Annotated in this window: 13 protein-coding genes; 7 read left to right on the plus strand and 6 right to left on the minus strand. The window is 69.9% G+C overall.

From position 1 onward, the window contains the following. Positions 1–92: 92 nt before the first annotated feature. From ACX28W_RS01685 to ACX28W_RS01695, 3 genes are all read left to right on the plus strand, one after another. On the plus strand, positions 93–3,317 hold the full coding sequence (locus ACX28W_RS01685; RefSeq protein ID WP_458996939.1) for a sacsin N-terminal ATP-binding-like domain-containing protein: 3,225 nt from the start codon (positions 93–95) through the stop codon (positions 3,315–3,317). A gap of 233 nt (positions 3,318–3,550) precedes the next feature. Continuing rightward, positions 3,551–4,330, plus strand: a complete 780-nt coding sequence (locus ACX28W_RS01690; RefSeq protein WP_458996940.1) for a calcium-binding protein — start codon at positions 3,551–3,553, stop codon at positions 4,328–4,330. A 67-nt stretch (positions 4,331–4,397) separates the two neighbouring features. Further along, positions 4,398–5,162, plus strand: a complete 765-nt coding sequence (locus tag ACX28W_RS01695) for a calcium-binding protein (protein WP_458996941.1) — start codon at positions 4,398–4,400, stop codon at positions 5,160–5,162. Between the two features lie 33 nt (positions 5,163–5,195). Here the strand turns inward: ACX28W_RS01695 and ACX28W_RS01700 are convergent, their stop codons facing one another. After that, on the minus strand, positions 5,196–7,595 hold the full coding sequence (locus tag ACX28W_RS01700; protein ID WP_458996942.1) for an HAD-IC family P-type ATPase: 2,400 nt from the start codon (positions 7,593–7,595) through the stop codon (positions 5,196–5,198). Positions 7,596–7,707: 112 nt separating this feature from the next. After that, positions 7,708–8,004, minus strand: a complete 297-nt coding sequence (locus ACX28W_RS01705; RefSeq protein WP_458996943.1) for a DUF2530 domain-containing protein — start codon at positions 8,002–8,004, stop codon at positions 7,708–7,710. A 276-nt stretch (positions 8,005–8,280) separates the two neighbouring features. On the opposite strand from ACX28W_RS01705, the gene ACX28W_RS01710 reads away from it, so the two are divergent. Then, entirely contained in the window at positions 8,281–9,732 is a 1,452-nt protein-coding gene (locus tag ACX28W_RS01710; RefSeq protein ID WP_458996944.1) for an NCS2 family permease, read from the plus strand. Between the two features lie 10 nt (positions 9,733–9,742). Here the strand turns inward: ACX28W_RS01710 and ACX28W_RS01715 are convergent, their stop codons facing one another. Further along, on the minus strand, positions 9,743–9,925 hold the full coding sequence (locus ACX28W_RS01715; RefSeq protein ID WP_054235178.1) for a hypothetical protein: 183 nt from the start codon (positions 9,923–9,925) through the stop codon (positions 9,743–9,745). A 143-nt stretch (positions 9,926–10,068) separates the two neighbouring features. On the opposite strand from ACX28W_RS01715, the gene ACX28W_RS01720 reads away from it, so the two are divergent. The 3 genes from ACX28W_RS01720 to thpR all read left to right on the plus strand — a co-directional run bounded on the left by ACX28W_RS01720 (position 10,069) and on the right by thpR (position 12,668). Further along, positions 10,069–10,506, plus strand: a complete 438-nt coding sequence (locus ACX28W_RS01720; protein ID WP_362072398.1) for a MarR family winged helix-turn-helix transcriptional regulator — start codon at positions 10,069–10,071, stop codon at positions 10,504–10,506. Positions 10,507–10,597: 91 nt separating this feature from the next. Next, positions 10,598–11,965, plus strand: a complete 1,368-nt coding sequence (locus ACX28W_RS01725; protein WP_458996945.1) for an MFS transporter — start codon at positions 10,598–10,600, stop codon at positions 11,963–11,965. 133 nt (positions 11,966–12,098) lie between these two features. Then, on the plus strand, positions 12,099–12,668 hold the full coding sequence (thpR, locus tag ACX28W_RS01730; RefSeq protein WP_458996946.1) for an RNA 2',3'-cyclic phosphodiesterase: 570 nt from the start codon (positions 12,099–12,101) through the stop codon (positions 12,666–12,668). Between the two features lie 155 nt (positions 12,669–12,823). On the opposite strand, the gene ACX28W_RS01735 is transcribed toward thpR, so the two are convergent. From ACX28W_RS01735 to ACX28W_RS01745, 3 genes are all read right to left on the minus strand, one after another. After that, complete coding sequence (locus ACX28W_RS01735; RefSeq protein WP_458996947.1) at positions 12,824–13,816, minus strand: aldo/keto reductase; 993 nt, start codon at positions 13,814–13,816, stop codon at positions 12,824–12,826. A 60-nt stretch (positions 13,817–13,876) separates the two neighbouring features. Continuing rightward, positions 13,877–14,464, minus strand: a complete 588-nt coding sequence (locus tag ACX28W_RS01740; protein WP_458996948.1) for a Uma2 family endonuclease — start codon at positions 14,462–14,464, stop codon at positions 13,877–13,879. A gap of 72 nt (positions 14,465–14,536) precedes the next feature. Then, on the minus strand, positions 14,537–14,671 hold the full coding sequence (locus ACX28W_RS01745) for a hypothetical protein (protein WP_458996949.1): 135 nt from the start codon (positions 14,669–14,671) through the stop codon (positions 14,537–14,539). Positions 14,672–14,742 lie beyond the last annotated feature (71 nt).

Consider the following 14,742-nt stretch of genomic DNA (forward strand, 5'->3'; position numbering starts at 1 on the left):
CGTGCAAACCCCACCCCACCCCCCGCGCGGTACCTTCATGCGGCGGTCGAGCCCAGCGTGCAGTCGCGGGCCGCGAGAAGGAGAGTGAACCCGTGAGCAAGTTCGTGCGGCCGGCACCCGAGGGCGCGGACCCGTTCGGGACGGCCCGCCTGCGACGCGGCGTGCTGGATGCCTGGGCCACCAGCCCGGCCCGGTTCCGCGAGGACGCCAACGCCGAGGAGGACCTCGTCCTCGGCGGCTACCGCGACCGCCTGGTCGTCGAGCTCGCCCAGAACGCCGCCGACGCCGCCGCCCGCGCCGGAGTGCCGGGTCGCCTCCGGCTCACCCTCCGCGAAGGCGTGCTCGTCGCGGCCAACACCGGCGCCCCCCTCGACGCGGCCGGCGTCGAATCGCTCTCTACGCTCCGCGCCTCCGCCAAGCGGGACACGCACGACACCGCCGTCGGCCGTTTCGGCGTCGGATTCGCCGCCGTCCTCGCGGTGAGCGACGAGCCTGCCGTCGTGGGCCGGCACGGCGGCGTCCGCTGGTCCCTCGCCGAGGCCCGCGAGCTGGCGGTGGACACCGCCCGCCACAGCCCGGGGCTGGGGGACGAGATCCGCCGCCGCGACAGCCATGTGCCGCTGCTCCGGCTGCCGTTCGCCGCCCAGGGCACCGCCCCGGACCCCTACGACACCGCCGTCATCCTGCCGCTGCGGGACACCGCGGCCGAGGATCTCGCGGAACGCCTGCTGCACGGCCTGGACGACGCCCTCCTGCTCGCGCTGCCCGGCCTCGAGGAGGTCGTCGTCGAGATCGGCGACACCCCGGCCCGGACGCTGCGACGCCGCACGGAGACAGCCCCCGACAGCGCGCCACAGCCCACCGAAAGCAGCACCTCCGCCCTCACCTCCACCGTCCTCCTCGAAGACTCCCGGGACGGCACCACCCGCTGGCGCACCGTCTCCCACCACGGCCCCCTGGACCCCGCCCTCCTCGCTGACCGCCCCGTCGAGGAGCGCCTGCGCCCGCACTGGTCCGTGACCTGGGCCGCACCCGTCGACGCCGACGGCACCCCGGCCCGCCCCCGTACCAGCCCGGTCGTGCACGCGCCGACCCCCAGTGACGAGCCCCTCGGCGTCCCGGCTCTCCTCATCGCCTCGCTCCCGCTCGACACCACCCGTCGGCACGCCGCCCCCGGCCCGCTCACCGACTTCCTCGTGGAGCGCGCGGCGGACGCGTACGCCGAACTGCTCGCCGCCTGGCGCCCGGTGGACGCCGGGATCATCGACCTCGTGCCCGGCCCGCTCGGCAAGGGCGAGCTGGACGGCGCGCTGCGCCAGGCGATCCTCGACCGGCTGCCGCGTACCGCCTTCCTGCCGCCCGCCATCCCGCCGGAGGAAGGCGACCAGAACGCCCCCACCGACTGGCCCGACACGGACGCCGCCCAGACCCCCGCCGCCCTGCGCCCCCGTGACGCCGAGGTCGTCGAAGGGGCGGGCGCCGAGACCGTCCAGGTCCTCGCCGAGGTGCTGCCCAGCTTGCTGCCCGCCGGGCTGGAACGCCGGGTGGAGCTGCGGACCCTGGGTGTCGCCCGCGTCCCGCTCACCGAGGCCGTGGACCGGCTGGCCGGTCTGGAGAAGGACCCGGCCTGGTGGCACCGCCTGTACGACAGCCTCGCCGGTGTCGACCCCGACCGGCTGTCCGGGCTGCCCGTACCCCTCGCCGACGGCCGTACGACGATCGGCCCCCGCCAGGTCCTCCTGCCCACCGCGGAGGGCGCCCAGGCGGCCCCCGACACCCTCGCCCGCCTCGGCCTCAAGGTCGCCCACCCGGACGCCGCCCACCCCCTCCTGGAGAAGCTGGGCGCCCTCCCGGCCACGCCCCGCGCGGTCCTCACCACCCCGCAGGTGCGCGCGGCCGTCGCGGCATCCCTCGACGACGAGGGCGGCTGGAGCGGCCTGGACGACTGGGACGGCAGCGCCCCGGACGCCGAGGAGCTCGCGGACACCGTGCTCACCCTCGTCCGTGACGCCGCCCTCGACCCCGGCGACGAACCCTGGCTCGGCGCCCTCGCCCTCCCGGACGAGGAGGGCGAACTCGCGCCCGCCGGTGAACTGGTGCTGCCCGGCAGCCCGTTCGCCCAGGTCATGCGCGAGGACGAGCTGGCCTTCGTCGACACCGAGTGGGCCGAGCGCTGGGGCGAGCAGCCCCTCGCCGCCTGCGGTGTGCTGGCCGACTTCACGCTCGTACGCGCCACCGATGTCGTCCTCGACCCGGACGAACTGGAGCCGCGCGACTCCGACTTCGCCGAACCCGACGACGCGGGTCTGCTGGACGCCGTGGACGTGTGGTGCGAGGACGTTCTGGACCGGTTGCCCCACGCGGCGGTGCCGCCGGTCGCCACCGAGATCGTCGCCGTACGGGACCTGGACCTCGTGGACGACGAGCGGTGGCCGCAGGCGCTCGCGCTGCTGTCCCGGCCGCCGCTGCGGGACGCGCTCACCCAGCCGGTGCGGATCCTGCTGCCGGACGGCACGCACGAGATCGCCCGGCCGTACACGGCGTGGTGGCTGCGCGGCCATCCCGTCCTCGACGGGCGCCGCCCCGCCGGGCTGCGCGCCGCGGGCGGCGACCCGCTCCTGCACGGCCTGTACGACGAGGCGGACGCGACCGGCTTCGACGACGAGCAGGTGCTGCGGGCGCTCGGCGTACGCACCTCCGTGGCCGCCCTCCTCGACGAACCCGGCGGCGCGGCCGAGCTGCTCGACCGGCTCGCCGACCCCGACCGCGAGGTGTCGGGCACCCAACTGCACGCCCTCTACGGCTTCCTGGCCGACCTCGAGCCCGAGCAGGTGACCCTGCCGGACGAGTTGCGAGCCGTCGTCGACGGTGAGGTGGTGGTCGTGGACGCGGCCGACGCCGTGGTCGTCGACTCGCCGGACCTGCTGCCCTTCACCGGCGGCATGCTGCTGCTCCCCGTACGGCCGTCCCGCGCCGCCGATCTCGCCGAACTGTTCCAGGTGCGGCGGCTCAGCGAGTCGGTGACCGGCGAGGTGACCTCGCAGGGCACCGAGCACGACGTACCGGAGTCCGTACGGGTCCTGCTGGGCCCCTCGACCCCCGCGTCGTACGTCGAGCACGAGGAGCTCGTCGTCGACGGCACCGAGCTCGACTGGCGGCGTACGCGGGACGGTGTCCTGCACGCGTCCACGCTGGAGGGGGTCGCGGCGGGCCTCGCCTGGGCGGCCGGGCAGTGGCCGCGCCGCTTCGAGGTGGCGGCCCTGCTGGAAGACCCGTCCCGAACGGAGGAGTTGGCGCGGGACCGCTGGTTCGACTGAGACCGGCGGCGCGCCCTGGGGTCGTACACGGTGAGGATGTACGGCCCCTCCGGCAGGCCTGTGCTGTGACCTTCGTCATACCTGTACAAAGGCTCCCCCACTCGTACAACCATTCACTCCCGTCGTAGATCTGATCACCCGAGTCAACAGACTCCACGATCACTTGGGCCCCGTACGTGACCACGAGCCGTGGAAAGACGAGCCTCGGGGCCCCATCTCGACCTGGGGAACACATGCGTATGCGTGCCACCCTCGGCGTTGTCACCGGCGCCCTGGCCCTCTCCGCCTTCGCGGTACCTGCGGCGCAGGCCGACGAGGTCGAAGGGGACACCACGATCTCGAACGTCGTGGTGAACGGCGGCAAGCCGGTCGTCGTCGGTGCGACCACGAAGAAGACCATCACCGTCAGCTTCACCGTCAAGGACGGCTCGGGCGTCGACTGGGCGCAGGCGATCCTGTACCACGGCACGGACATCGAGTCGTCCGACAGTGGTGCCGTCGCCAACGGCAGCAGTGGCCGTGCCACTTGCACCGTGGTCAACGCCACGACGTCGACCTGCAAGTCGACCTTCGACCTGACGCCGGGCTCCAACCTGATCAACTCGGTGGCCGGCGGCTGGAAGGTCTGGGCGATCGCCGCAGGCAAGGACGCCGACTACGTGCAGAAGGACAACGCCAAGAGCTTCCTGGCCCAGCGCCTGTCGAAGCTGACGGTCAACGCCTCTCCGGAGCCGGTGAAGAAGGGCAAGACCATCACGGTCACCGGTGCCCTGACCCGTGCCAACTGGGAGTCCGGCAAGTACGCGGGCCTCTCCGGCCAGTCGGTGAAGCTCCAGTTCAAGAAGAAGGGCACCACCACCTACACCACGGTCAAGACGATCAAGTCGACCACGGGTGGCGCCCTGAAGACGACGGTCACGGCGTCGGTCGACGGCAACTACCGCTACTCCTACGCGGGCATCGCGAGCACCCCGGCGGTCAGCGCCGTGGGTGACGCCATCGACGTGCAGTAATCACCGCTTCTCTCCTCTGCATCTCCAGCTCCATCTGTATCTCCATCTCCGTTTCCAGGGGGAATCCATGCGCAAGCGCACCACCACCGTTGCCCTGATAGCGTCCATCGCCGCCGCCGGAGCCGTCCTGGCTCCCGCGGCCCACGCCGACGGCGTCCAGGGCGACACCAAGATCACCAAGGTCGTGGTGAACGGCGGCAAGAACGTCGTCATCGGCGCGACCACCGTCAAGACGTTCACGGTGTCCGTCACGGCCACCGACAACAAGGGCATCGCCTCCGCCGAGATCGACCTCTACGGCCCGAACTACGGCATGCTCACCACGGCCTCCGTGAAGTGCGTCGCCGCCAACACCACGACGTCGACCTGCTCCGGCAGCTTCACCGTCGACCCGCGGGTGTACGACGTCGTGAACGACGAGGCGGGCACCTGGTACGTCGACGCCTGGGTCGACGCCAAGGGCGACGACTCGAACTTCATCTGGAAGGAGAAGGCGGGCAGCTTCAAGCTGCAGCGCGCCTCCAAGCTGACGGTCAACGCCTCTCCGGAGCCGGTGAAGAAGGGCAAGACCATCACGGTCACCGGTGCCCTGACCCGTGCCAACTGGGAGTCCGGCAAGTACGCGGGCCTCTCCGGCCAGTCGGTGAAGCTCCAGTTCAAGAAGAAGGGCACCACCACCTACACCACGGTCAAGACGATCAAGTCGACCACGGGTGGCGCCCTGAAGACGACGGTCACGGCGTCGGTCGACGGCACCTACCGCTACTCCTACGCGGGCATCGCCTCCACGGCAGCCGTCAGCGCCACGGGTGACGCCATCGACGTGCAGTAACCCGCACGACCCGTAACACGACCCGTAAGAGAACTACGCGGGAAAGCGGCGGTCGACCCACTTCCACAGGAACTCCAGGGTGGCCGCCGCCACCGCGGCGATACCCACCGCGATCCACGGCATCGTCGTGCCCACCAGCTTCAGCGCGAAGAAGTCCTGCAGCCCCGGCACCACGAGCACCAGCAGGAACCCCGCGCCCATCGTGGCGACCAGGGCGAGCCGCCACCAGGTGTACGGCCGGGCGATGATCGCCAGCACCCACATCGAGATCAGGAACAGTGTCAGCGTCGCGGCGCTCGTCTCCGCGTCCAGCTGCTCTTCCCCCGTGTAGTAGTGACGGGCCACCAGATAGGTCACGAAGGTGGCCGTGCCCGCGATGAGGCCGCCCGGTATCGAGTACCGCATGACCCGCCGCACGAAGTGGGGTTTTGCCCGCTCCTTGTTGGGGGCGAGCGCGAGGAAGAACGCCGGAACGCCGATCGTCAGGGTGGACAGCAGGGTCAGGTGCCGTGGCAGGAAGGGGTACTCGACCCGCCAGCACACCACCAGCACGCCCAGCAGTACGGAATAGACCGTCTTCACCAGGAACAGGGTCGCGACCCGCGTGATGTTGCCGATGACCCTGCGGCCCTCCGCGACCACCGAGGGCAACGTCGAGAAGCTGTTGTTGAGCAGCACGATCTGCGCCACCGCCCGGGTCGCCTCCGACCCCGAGCCCATGCTGACGCCGATGTCGGCGTCCTTCAGGGCCAGCACGTCGTTCACACCGTCGCCGGTCATCGCCACCGTGTGACCGCGCGACTGCAGCGCGCCCACCATGTCGCGCTTCTGCTGCGGAGTGACCCGCCCGAACACCGTGCCCTTGTTCAGCGACTTCGCCATCTCCTCCTTCTCGTCGGGGAGGTGACGCGCGTCCACGACCTTGCCGGTCAGCCCGAGCTTGCCGGCCACCGCGCCGACCGAGACCGCGTTGTCGCCGGAGATGACCTTCGCCTTGACGTTCTGCTCGGCGAAGTAGCGCAGGGTGTCCGCCGCGTCCGGGCGCAGCCGCTGCTCCAGTACGACCAGGGCGGCGGGCCGCGCGCCTTCCGCCACCCCGGGATGGTCGAGGTCCTTCGACGCCCGGGCGAGCAGCAGCACCCGCAGCCCCTCCTCGTTCAGCCGCTCGGTCTCGGCGAGCGCCGGGTCCGCGGCGGGCAGCAGGACGTCGGGGGCGCCGAGCAGCCACGTACTCGTCTCCCCGTTCCCCTCGCTGAAGGACGCGCCGCTGTACTTGCGGGCGGAGGAAAAGGGCAGCGACTCGGTGCAGCGCCACTCCTCGCTGTCGGGGTAGGCGTTGATGATCGCCTGGAGGGAGGCGTTCGGCCGCGGATCCGACTCGCCGAGCGCTCCGAGGACGCTTCGTACGTATGTCTCGTCGGCGCCCTGGAGCGGCCGCAGCTCGGTGACGTCCATGCCGCCCTCGGTGAGCGTGCCGGTCTTGTCGAGGCAGACGATGTCGACGCGGGCGAGCCCCTCGATGGCGGGAAGTTCCTGCACAAGGCACTGTTTCCGGCCAAGTCTGATGACGCCGATCGCGAAGGCGACGGAGGTGAGCAGGACCAGGCCCTCCGGGACCATCGGCACGATCCCGCCGACCGTCCGCGCGATGGCCTCCTTGAAGCCGTGCTCCTTGACCACGAGCTGGCTGATGACCAGGCCGATCGCGGTCGGGATCATCATCCACGTCACGTACTTGAGGATGGTGGAGATACCGGACCGCAGCTCGGACTGGACCAGCGTGAACCGTGACGCCTCCTCGGCGAGCTGCGCCGCGTAGGCCTCCCGGCCCACCTTCGTCGCCGTGAACGCGCCGCCGCCCGCGACCACGAAGCTGCCTGACATCACCTCGTCGCCGCGCTGCTTGATCACCGGGTCGGCCTCACCGGTGAGCAGCGACTCGTCGATCTCGAGCCCGTCGACCTCGACGCACCTGCCATCGACGACGATCTTGTCCCCTGGCCCGATCTCGATCACGTCCCCGAGCACGATCTGAGACGTACTGACCTCGGCGGCGACTCCGTCCCTGCGAACCGTCGGTTTCGCCTCGCCGATCACCGCGAGCGAGTCCAGGGTCTTCTTGGCCCGCCACTCCTGGATGATGCCGATCCCGGTGTTGGCGATGATCACGTATCCGAAGAGGCTGTCCTGGAACGGCGCCACGACCAGCATGATCAGCCAGAGCACGCCGATGATCGCGTTGAACCGGGTGAAGACGTTGGCGCGGACGATCTCGCCCATGGAGCGGCTGCTGCGCACCGGGACGTCGTTCACCTCGCCGCGCGCGACCCGTTCGGCCACTTCGGCGGCGGACAGTCCGTGCGCCCGCGCGGGGGCGGGCAGGGGCACGGGGTGCACAGGATCGAGTTCGGCGCCCGCGTCGATGTGGGTCATGCATTCGACGGTACGTGCGGAAATAGGGCTTCACATGCCGAGTGACCCAAAGATCCGACCAGGGGAGGACGGGAGCGGCGGACAGTGATGCCGTGGTGGTAGGCGGGGCTGGTTACTCCGCAGCAGTGGCCGACTGCTCCGGGTCACTCGCGGCACCCGCGTCGGCCGCCGCGGCTCGCTTGAGGGCCGCGTCCCGCTTGCGGACGTACCAGATGCCGATCAGTCCGAGGCCCGCGCCGGCCAGCGGGGTCCACACCCACCAGAGGTGTCCGTGGTCGTCGAACCAGCCGTAGAACGGCAGCTGCGCCAGGAAGAGGACGAACCAGAGGATCGTGCCGCCCGTGATGGTGGCGACGACGGGCCCCTCCAGGGGCTCCGGCGCCTCGTGCTTGGGGGTCCACTTCGCCATGAGCACAGCTTACGAGGCCCTGGCCGGGGCTTCGCCCGACCCTGTCGGCTCCCTTGTATACCAAGGGTCTACGCGCGGAGATGGCGATTTCGGACTCATATGTTCATACTGAAACGGCCTGAGCCTGGCTACTTCTGTTCGTACGAAACACCAATGGAAACATTCAGGAAACCTCCTGGTGATCGCTCGACAGCCAGACTCGATCAAGTTCCCAGCCGCGCGCCGTCCCGCCCGGCGCCCTCTGGCCACCACGGCCCCGCACGTATGAGGTCACGCATGTCCACCTCGGCCCTCACCAAGGCCCCCACCCCGGAGCAGCCGGAGCCCGGCCCCGGACAGGGTGCCCTGGACCGCTACTTCAAGATCTCCGAGCGGGGCAGCACGCTGTCGCGCGAGATCCGCGGCGGTTTCGCCACCTTCTTCGCGATGGCCTACATCATCGTGCTGAACCCGATCATCCTGGGCAGCGCGAAGGACATGTACGGGAACCAGCTGGACAACGGCCAGCTGGTCACCGCGACCGCCCTGACCGCCGCCTTCACGACGCTGCTCATGGGCGTCATCGGCAATGTGCCGATCGCGCTGGCCGCCGGCCTCGGCGTGAACACGGTCGTCGCCCTCCAGCTCGCCCCGCGGATGTCCTGGCCGGACGCCATGGGCATGGTGGTGCTGGCCGGCTTCGTCGTGATGCTGCTGGTCGCCACCGGTCTGCGTGAGCGGGTCATGAACGCCGTGCCGCTGGGTCTGCGCAAGGGCATCGCGATCGGCATCGGCCTGTTCATCATGCTGATCGGCCTGGTCGACTCCGGCTTCGTCACGCGCATCCCGGACATCGCCCAGACCACGGTCCCGCTCCAGCTCGGCGCCGACGGTCACCTCAACGGCTGGCCCGTCCTGATCTTTGTCCTGGGCACGCTGCTCACCCTCGCGCTGATGGTGCGCAAGGTGCCGGGCGCGATCCTGATCTCGATCGTCGCGATGACGGTCGTCGCGGTGATCATCAACGCCGTCGCGACGATCCCGTCCTGGGGCCTGACCACCCCGAAGTGGCCCGGCAACCCGGTCGCCACCCCGGACTTCGGTCTCGTCGGCCAGGTCAGCCTGTTCGGCGGCTTCGACAAGGTCGGCCTGCTGACCGGCATCCTCTTCGTCTTCACCGTGCTGCTGTCGTGCTTCTTCGACGCGATGGGCACGATCATGGGCATCGGCGACGAGGCCAAGCTGACCGACGGCCAGGGCAACATGCCCGGCATCAACAAGGTCCTCTTCGTCGACGGCATCGCCGTCGCCGCGGGTGGCGCCACCTCCTCCTCGGCCACCACCTGCTTCGTGGAGTCCACGGCGGGCGTCGGCGAGGGCGCCCGCACCGGCTTCGCCAACGTCATCACCGGCTCGCTCTTCGCCGTGGCCCTCTTCCTGACCCCCATCGCCACGATGGTCCCGTCCCAGGCCGCCACCCCCGCGCTCCTCGCGGTCGGCTTCCTGATCATGTCCCACTCGGTCAAGGAGATCGACTGGGCGGACTACACGATCGCCATCCCGGCCTTCGTGACGATGATGATGATGCCGTTCACCTACTCGATCACGAACGGCATCGGCATGGGCTTCATCACCTTCGTGGTGCTGCGCCTGGCGGCGGGTCGCGGCCGCGAGATCCCGGTCGCGATGTACGCCGTCTCGGCGGTGTTCGCCTTCTACTACCTGATGCCGGCGCTGGGTCTGACCTGACAGCCAGGGGTCACGTGACCCCGTAGAACTTCTCCGTCTCCTCGACCGCGGTCTGGAACCGCTCGTCGAAGTCGTCGCGAATGAGCGTCCGGACCACATAGTCCTGGACGCTCATTCCGCGTTTGGCGGCATGGTGCCGGAGCCGGTCGAGCAGCTCCCCGTCTATCCGCAGGCTGAGCACGCTGGTCCCCATGGAGTCGAGGGTCGCCGGACACCGGCGGGGGACGGGTCACTTTCTGGACCCGCCTCACTCGTATGAGTGATGTAGGGGTTCGGTGGCCTGGATCACGGGCACCCGGTGGCTCTTTAGCGAGAGTAATGAGTTACCCTAAGGACATGGCTGACCTCACCCATGGCGACGACGCTGCCGCCGTGAACGCTCTGCGCTCCGCAGTGATGCGGTTGTCGCGTCGACTCAAGCACCAGCGAGTCGACGAATCGCTGAGCCCCACCGAGATCTCGGTGCTCGGCACCCTCTCCCGCTGTGGCACCGCCACGCCGGGCGAGCTCGCCCGCAAGGAGCATGTGCAGCCGCCCTCGATGACCCGCATCGTGGCGCTGCTCGAAGCCAAGGGCCTGGTCAGGCTGGAACCGCACCCCGAGGACCGGCGCCAGAAGGTCGTCACACAGACCGACGAGGCGGAAGTGATGCTCGAAGAGAGCCGCCGCAAGCGGAACGCGTGGCTGGCCGGCCTGGTCGAGGCCCTCGACGACGACGAGTGGGCAAAGCTCCGCGAGGCTGCTCCTGTCCTGGAGAAACTCGCGCATCTGTGACACCCCGGCGGCCCTCCCTCACGAGGGCCGCACCCATGACGCCGACGCCCTCCCGGACGCGACGCCGGCGAAGCCAAGGAGGCGAGCCCTTTTGAGTACGGGACCCGGAGCAGACTCCGCCCCCGGACCAGCCACCCCCGACACCCTGCCCACCCCCGACCCGATCTCCGAGCGCCCTTCCCGCTCCTCCTCGATGTTCAGCTCCCTGAAGGTCAGGAACTACCGCCTGTTCTTCATGGGCCAGGTCGTCTCCAACACCGGCACCTGGATGCAGCGCATCGCCCAGGACTGGCTGGTACTGAGCCTCACGGGCTCCTCCGCCGCGGTCGGCATCACCACCGCGCTGCAGTTCCTGCCGATGCTGCTCTTCGGGCTGTACGGCGGCGTCCTCGTCGACCGCCTCCCCAAGCGCCCGACCCTCCTGGCCACCCAGACCGCCATGGGCGTCACCGGCCTCGCGCTCGCCCTCCTGACCCTCTCCGGCCATGTCCAGGTCTGGCACGTGTACCTCGCGGCCTTCGCCGTAGGCCTCGTCACGGTCGTCGACAACCCGGCCCGCCAGTCCTTCGTCTCCGAGATGGTCGGCCCGGACCAGCTCCAGAACGCGGTCAGCCTCAACTCCGCCAACTTCCAGTCCGCCCGCCTCATCGGCCCCGCCGTCGCGGGCGTGCTGATCACCGGTGTGGGCACCGGCTGGGCGTTCCTCTTCAACGGCCTGTCCTTCGTGGCCCCCATCGCCGGACTGCTGCTGATGCGCGCCCGCGACCTGCACGCGATCGAGCGGGCACCCCGCGGCAAGGGCCAGCTCCGGGAGGGCCTGCGCTATGTCGCCGGCCGCCCCGAGCTGATCTGGCCGATCGTCCTCGTCGGCTTCATCGGCACCTTCGGCTTCAACTTCCCGGTCTTCCTGTCGGCGTACGCGGACGACATCTTCCACGCGGGCGCCGGCGCGTACAGCCTCTTCAACACGCTGATGGCACTCGGCTCGGTGACCGGCGCGCTGCTCGCCGCCCGCCGCGGCACGGCCCGGCTGCGCGTTCTGATCGCGGCGGCCGTGGCCTTCGGCATCCTGGAAGTGGTGGCGGCCGCGGCCCCCTCCCTCTGGCTGTTCTCGCTCCTCATGGTCCCGATCGGAATCTTCGGCCTGACGGTCAACGTCACGGCGAACACCGCGGTCCAGATGGCCACCGACCCCGCGATGCGCGGCCGCGTCATGGCGCTGTTCATGATGGTCTTCATGGGCGGTTCGCCGCTCGGGGCGCCCCTCGTCGGCTGGGTCACCGACACCTACGGCCCGCGCGTCGGCTTCGCCCTCGGCGGGCTGGTCTCGGCCGCCGCGGCGACCACCATCGGCCTGGTCCTGGCCCGCATGGGCAACCTGCGCGTCTCGGTCGGCTGGCACCACGGCCATCCCCAGGTCCGCTTCGTGCCGAGGGAGCAGCTGGCCGCTGTGGCGTGAGTACGGCGGCCGGCCCAGGGCCTGTATGTATCCGGCGAGCACAGGCATGCGGACGTCCCCCGTCGACGTATCTCGATCGATCCATGGTGCGGGGACGCTCGCCCGCTGATCCATTCCCTGGAAGGGTGACGTCATGAGACTCTTCGCGGCCGTGCTGCCACCGGAGGATGCGGTACGTGAACTCGGCGCAATGGTGGACGAGTTGCACCGCCTGCCGGGCGCGGCCGACTTGAGGTGGACGGGCCGCCCCGGCTGGCACTTCACCCTGGCCTTCTACGGCGAGGTGGACGACGAGACGATCCCGGACCTCTCCGACCGCCTGGCCCGCGCGGCCCACCGCACCGCCCCCTTCCCGCTCGCCCTCCACGGCGGCGGCCACTTCGGCGGCCGGGCGCTGTGGACCGGGGTCTCGGGAGACGTCCGCACGATGCGCCTGCTGGCCGACCGCGCGGAGGCGGCGGCCCGGAAGGCGGGCGTCCCGATGGGCGAGCACCGCCGCTACCGCCCCCACCTGACGGTCGCCCGCAGCCGCACCACCACGGACTTCGAGACGTACGTCACCACCCTGTTCGCCTTCGCCGGGCGGGAGTGGACGGTGGCGGACCTGTGTCTCGTCCGCAGCAATCTGCCGAAGTCGGGGGTGCCGGGGGAACAACCGCGGTACGAGACGGTGGCGCGGTGGCCACTGGAGGCGGGCGCCTGAAGACGGTTTGCGGCGGCCGGTTAACCTCGATGGCGTGAACCCGAAGACCCGAAACCGGATCATGGCCAGTGTGCTCGTGCTGATGTTCGTCGTAGTGGCGCTGGCGGGGGCGGTCAAGTAGCCGACCACCCCCGCCGTGCCGCACTACGAGTGCCCTACCAGGCGAACGCCTCCGGGGACGGCCCCGTCCCCGGGAAGATCTCGTCGAGCCCGGCCAGCAGCTCCACGCTCAACTCCAGCTCGACGGCCCGCAACGCCGACTCGAGCTGCTGCGCGGTGCGCGGGCCCACGATGGGGCCGGTGACGCCGGGCCGGGTCAGCAGCCAGGCCAGTGCGGCCTCGCCGGGCTCGATCCCGTGCTTGTCGAGCAGATCCTCGTACGACTGGATCTGCGCGCGTGCGGAGGGGTTGGCGAGGGTGTCGGCGGCCCGGCCGCTCGCCCTGCGTCCGCCCTCGACCTCCTTCTTGATGATCCCGCCGAGCATTCCGCCGTTCAGCGGCGACCAGGGGATGACTCCGAGCCCGTACTCCTGCGCGGCCGGGATGACCTCCATCTCGGCGCGGCGCTCGGCGAGGTTGTAGAGGCACTGCTCGCTGACGAGGCCGATGGTGCCGCCGCGCCGGGCGGCGATCTCGTTGGCCTGGGCGATCTTGTAGCCGGGGAAGTTGGAGGACCCGACGTAAAGGATCTTCCCCTGCTGCACCAGGACGTCGATCGCCTGCCAGATCTCCTCGAAGGGAGTGCTGCGGTCGACGTGGTGGAACTGGTAGATGTCGATGTAGTCGGTCTGGAGCCGCTGGAGACTGGCGTCGACCGCCCGGCGGATGTTGAGCGCGGAGAGCTTGTCGTGGTTGGGCCAGGGGTCCCCCTCCCCGGCCATGTTCCCGTACACCTTGGTGGCGAGCACGACCTTGTCGCGCCGCTCGCCGCCCTTCGCGAACCAGTTGCCGATGATCGATTCCGTGCGGCCCTTGTTCTCGCCCCAGCCGTACACGTTCGCCGTGTCGAAGTAATTGATGCCCGCGTCCAGCGCCGCGTCCATGATGGCGTGGCTGTCGGCCTCGTCTGTCTGCGGTCCGAAGTTCATGGTGCCGAGGACGAGCCGGCTGACCTTGAGTCCCGTGCGTCCGAGCTGCGTGTACTTCATGACCCCCTAGCCAACGGGGTGGAGTGCGCTCTAGGCAAGGGAGAAACCCCGTGTGGCGGGTCAGTCGCGGGGGAACTCTTCGGTTTGGAGGGTGAGGCCGACCACGGTGGTGGCGAGGTCCACGGGGTCACCGAAGACGATCTTCGCCTCGACTGTGTAGTCGCCGCGCTTGGGCTCGGTGAAGAGGTGACACCTGCCCTGGTAGGGGTCGGCGATGAGGTAGACAGGGACTTCGGCGAGGGCGTAGGTGAGCTTCTTGGGGCCGTAGTCGTTGGCGGCGGTGTCCTTGGAGATCACCTCGGCCACGAACTCGACGTCCTGGTAGCGCCAACGGCCCCTGCTGTCCTTCACCGATCGCTCGGCCATCGCGGCCACGTCGCAGGCGAAACCGTTCAGGTGTCCGGGGAAGTCGATGCGTACGTCCGACGCCAGCCGCTTGCGCGGGTACTTGCCACGCAGTTGTTCCACGATGTCGAGGATGATCTCCCAGTGGTGCTGCCGCTGCGGTGACATGAAGATGTTCCCCCCGACGATCTCGACCTTCGTTCCCTCGGGGATGGGCATCTTCTCGAGACACTCGAACATGACGTCCAGAGTCAGTGCGCCGCTTTCCTCGGCCATCTCGATCCTGTCTTCAAGGACGGTCATCGTGGCGCTCCTCCCCGGCCGCAACCCGGTCGAGTGCAGCCGCGCGGTACAACGATACGCACGGTGACCTGGTTACGTGTCCAGGTCGTCCAGCACCGCGGGCAGCCCCACGGTCAGCATGCGCGCCCACCATCGCGACACGACCGTCCGGCTCGTCTCCGCGGCCGGTACGACCCCGGATGCCCCGGAGTCACGGATCGCGGCCATCGCCCTGCTCGGGCTGTGGGACGTCCAGTCGCAGAGCATGCGGAAGCATTTGGAGAGCGCCGGTACGCCCG

Source organism: Streptomyces sp. SD15 (assembly GCF_054462255.1).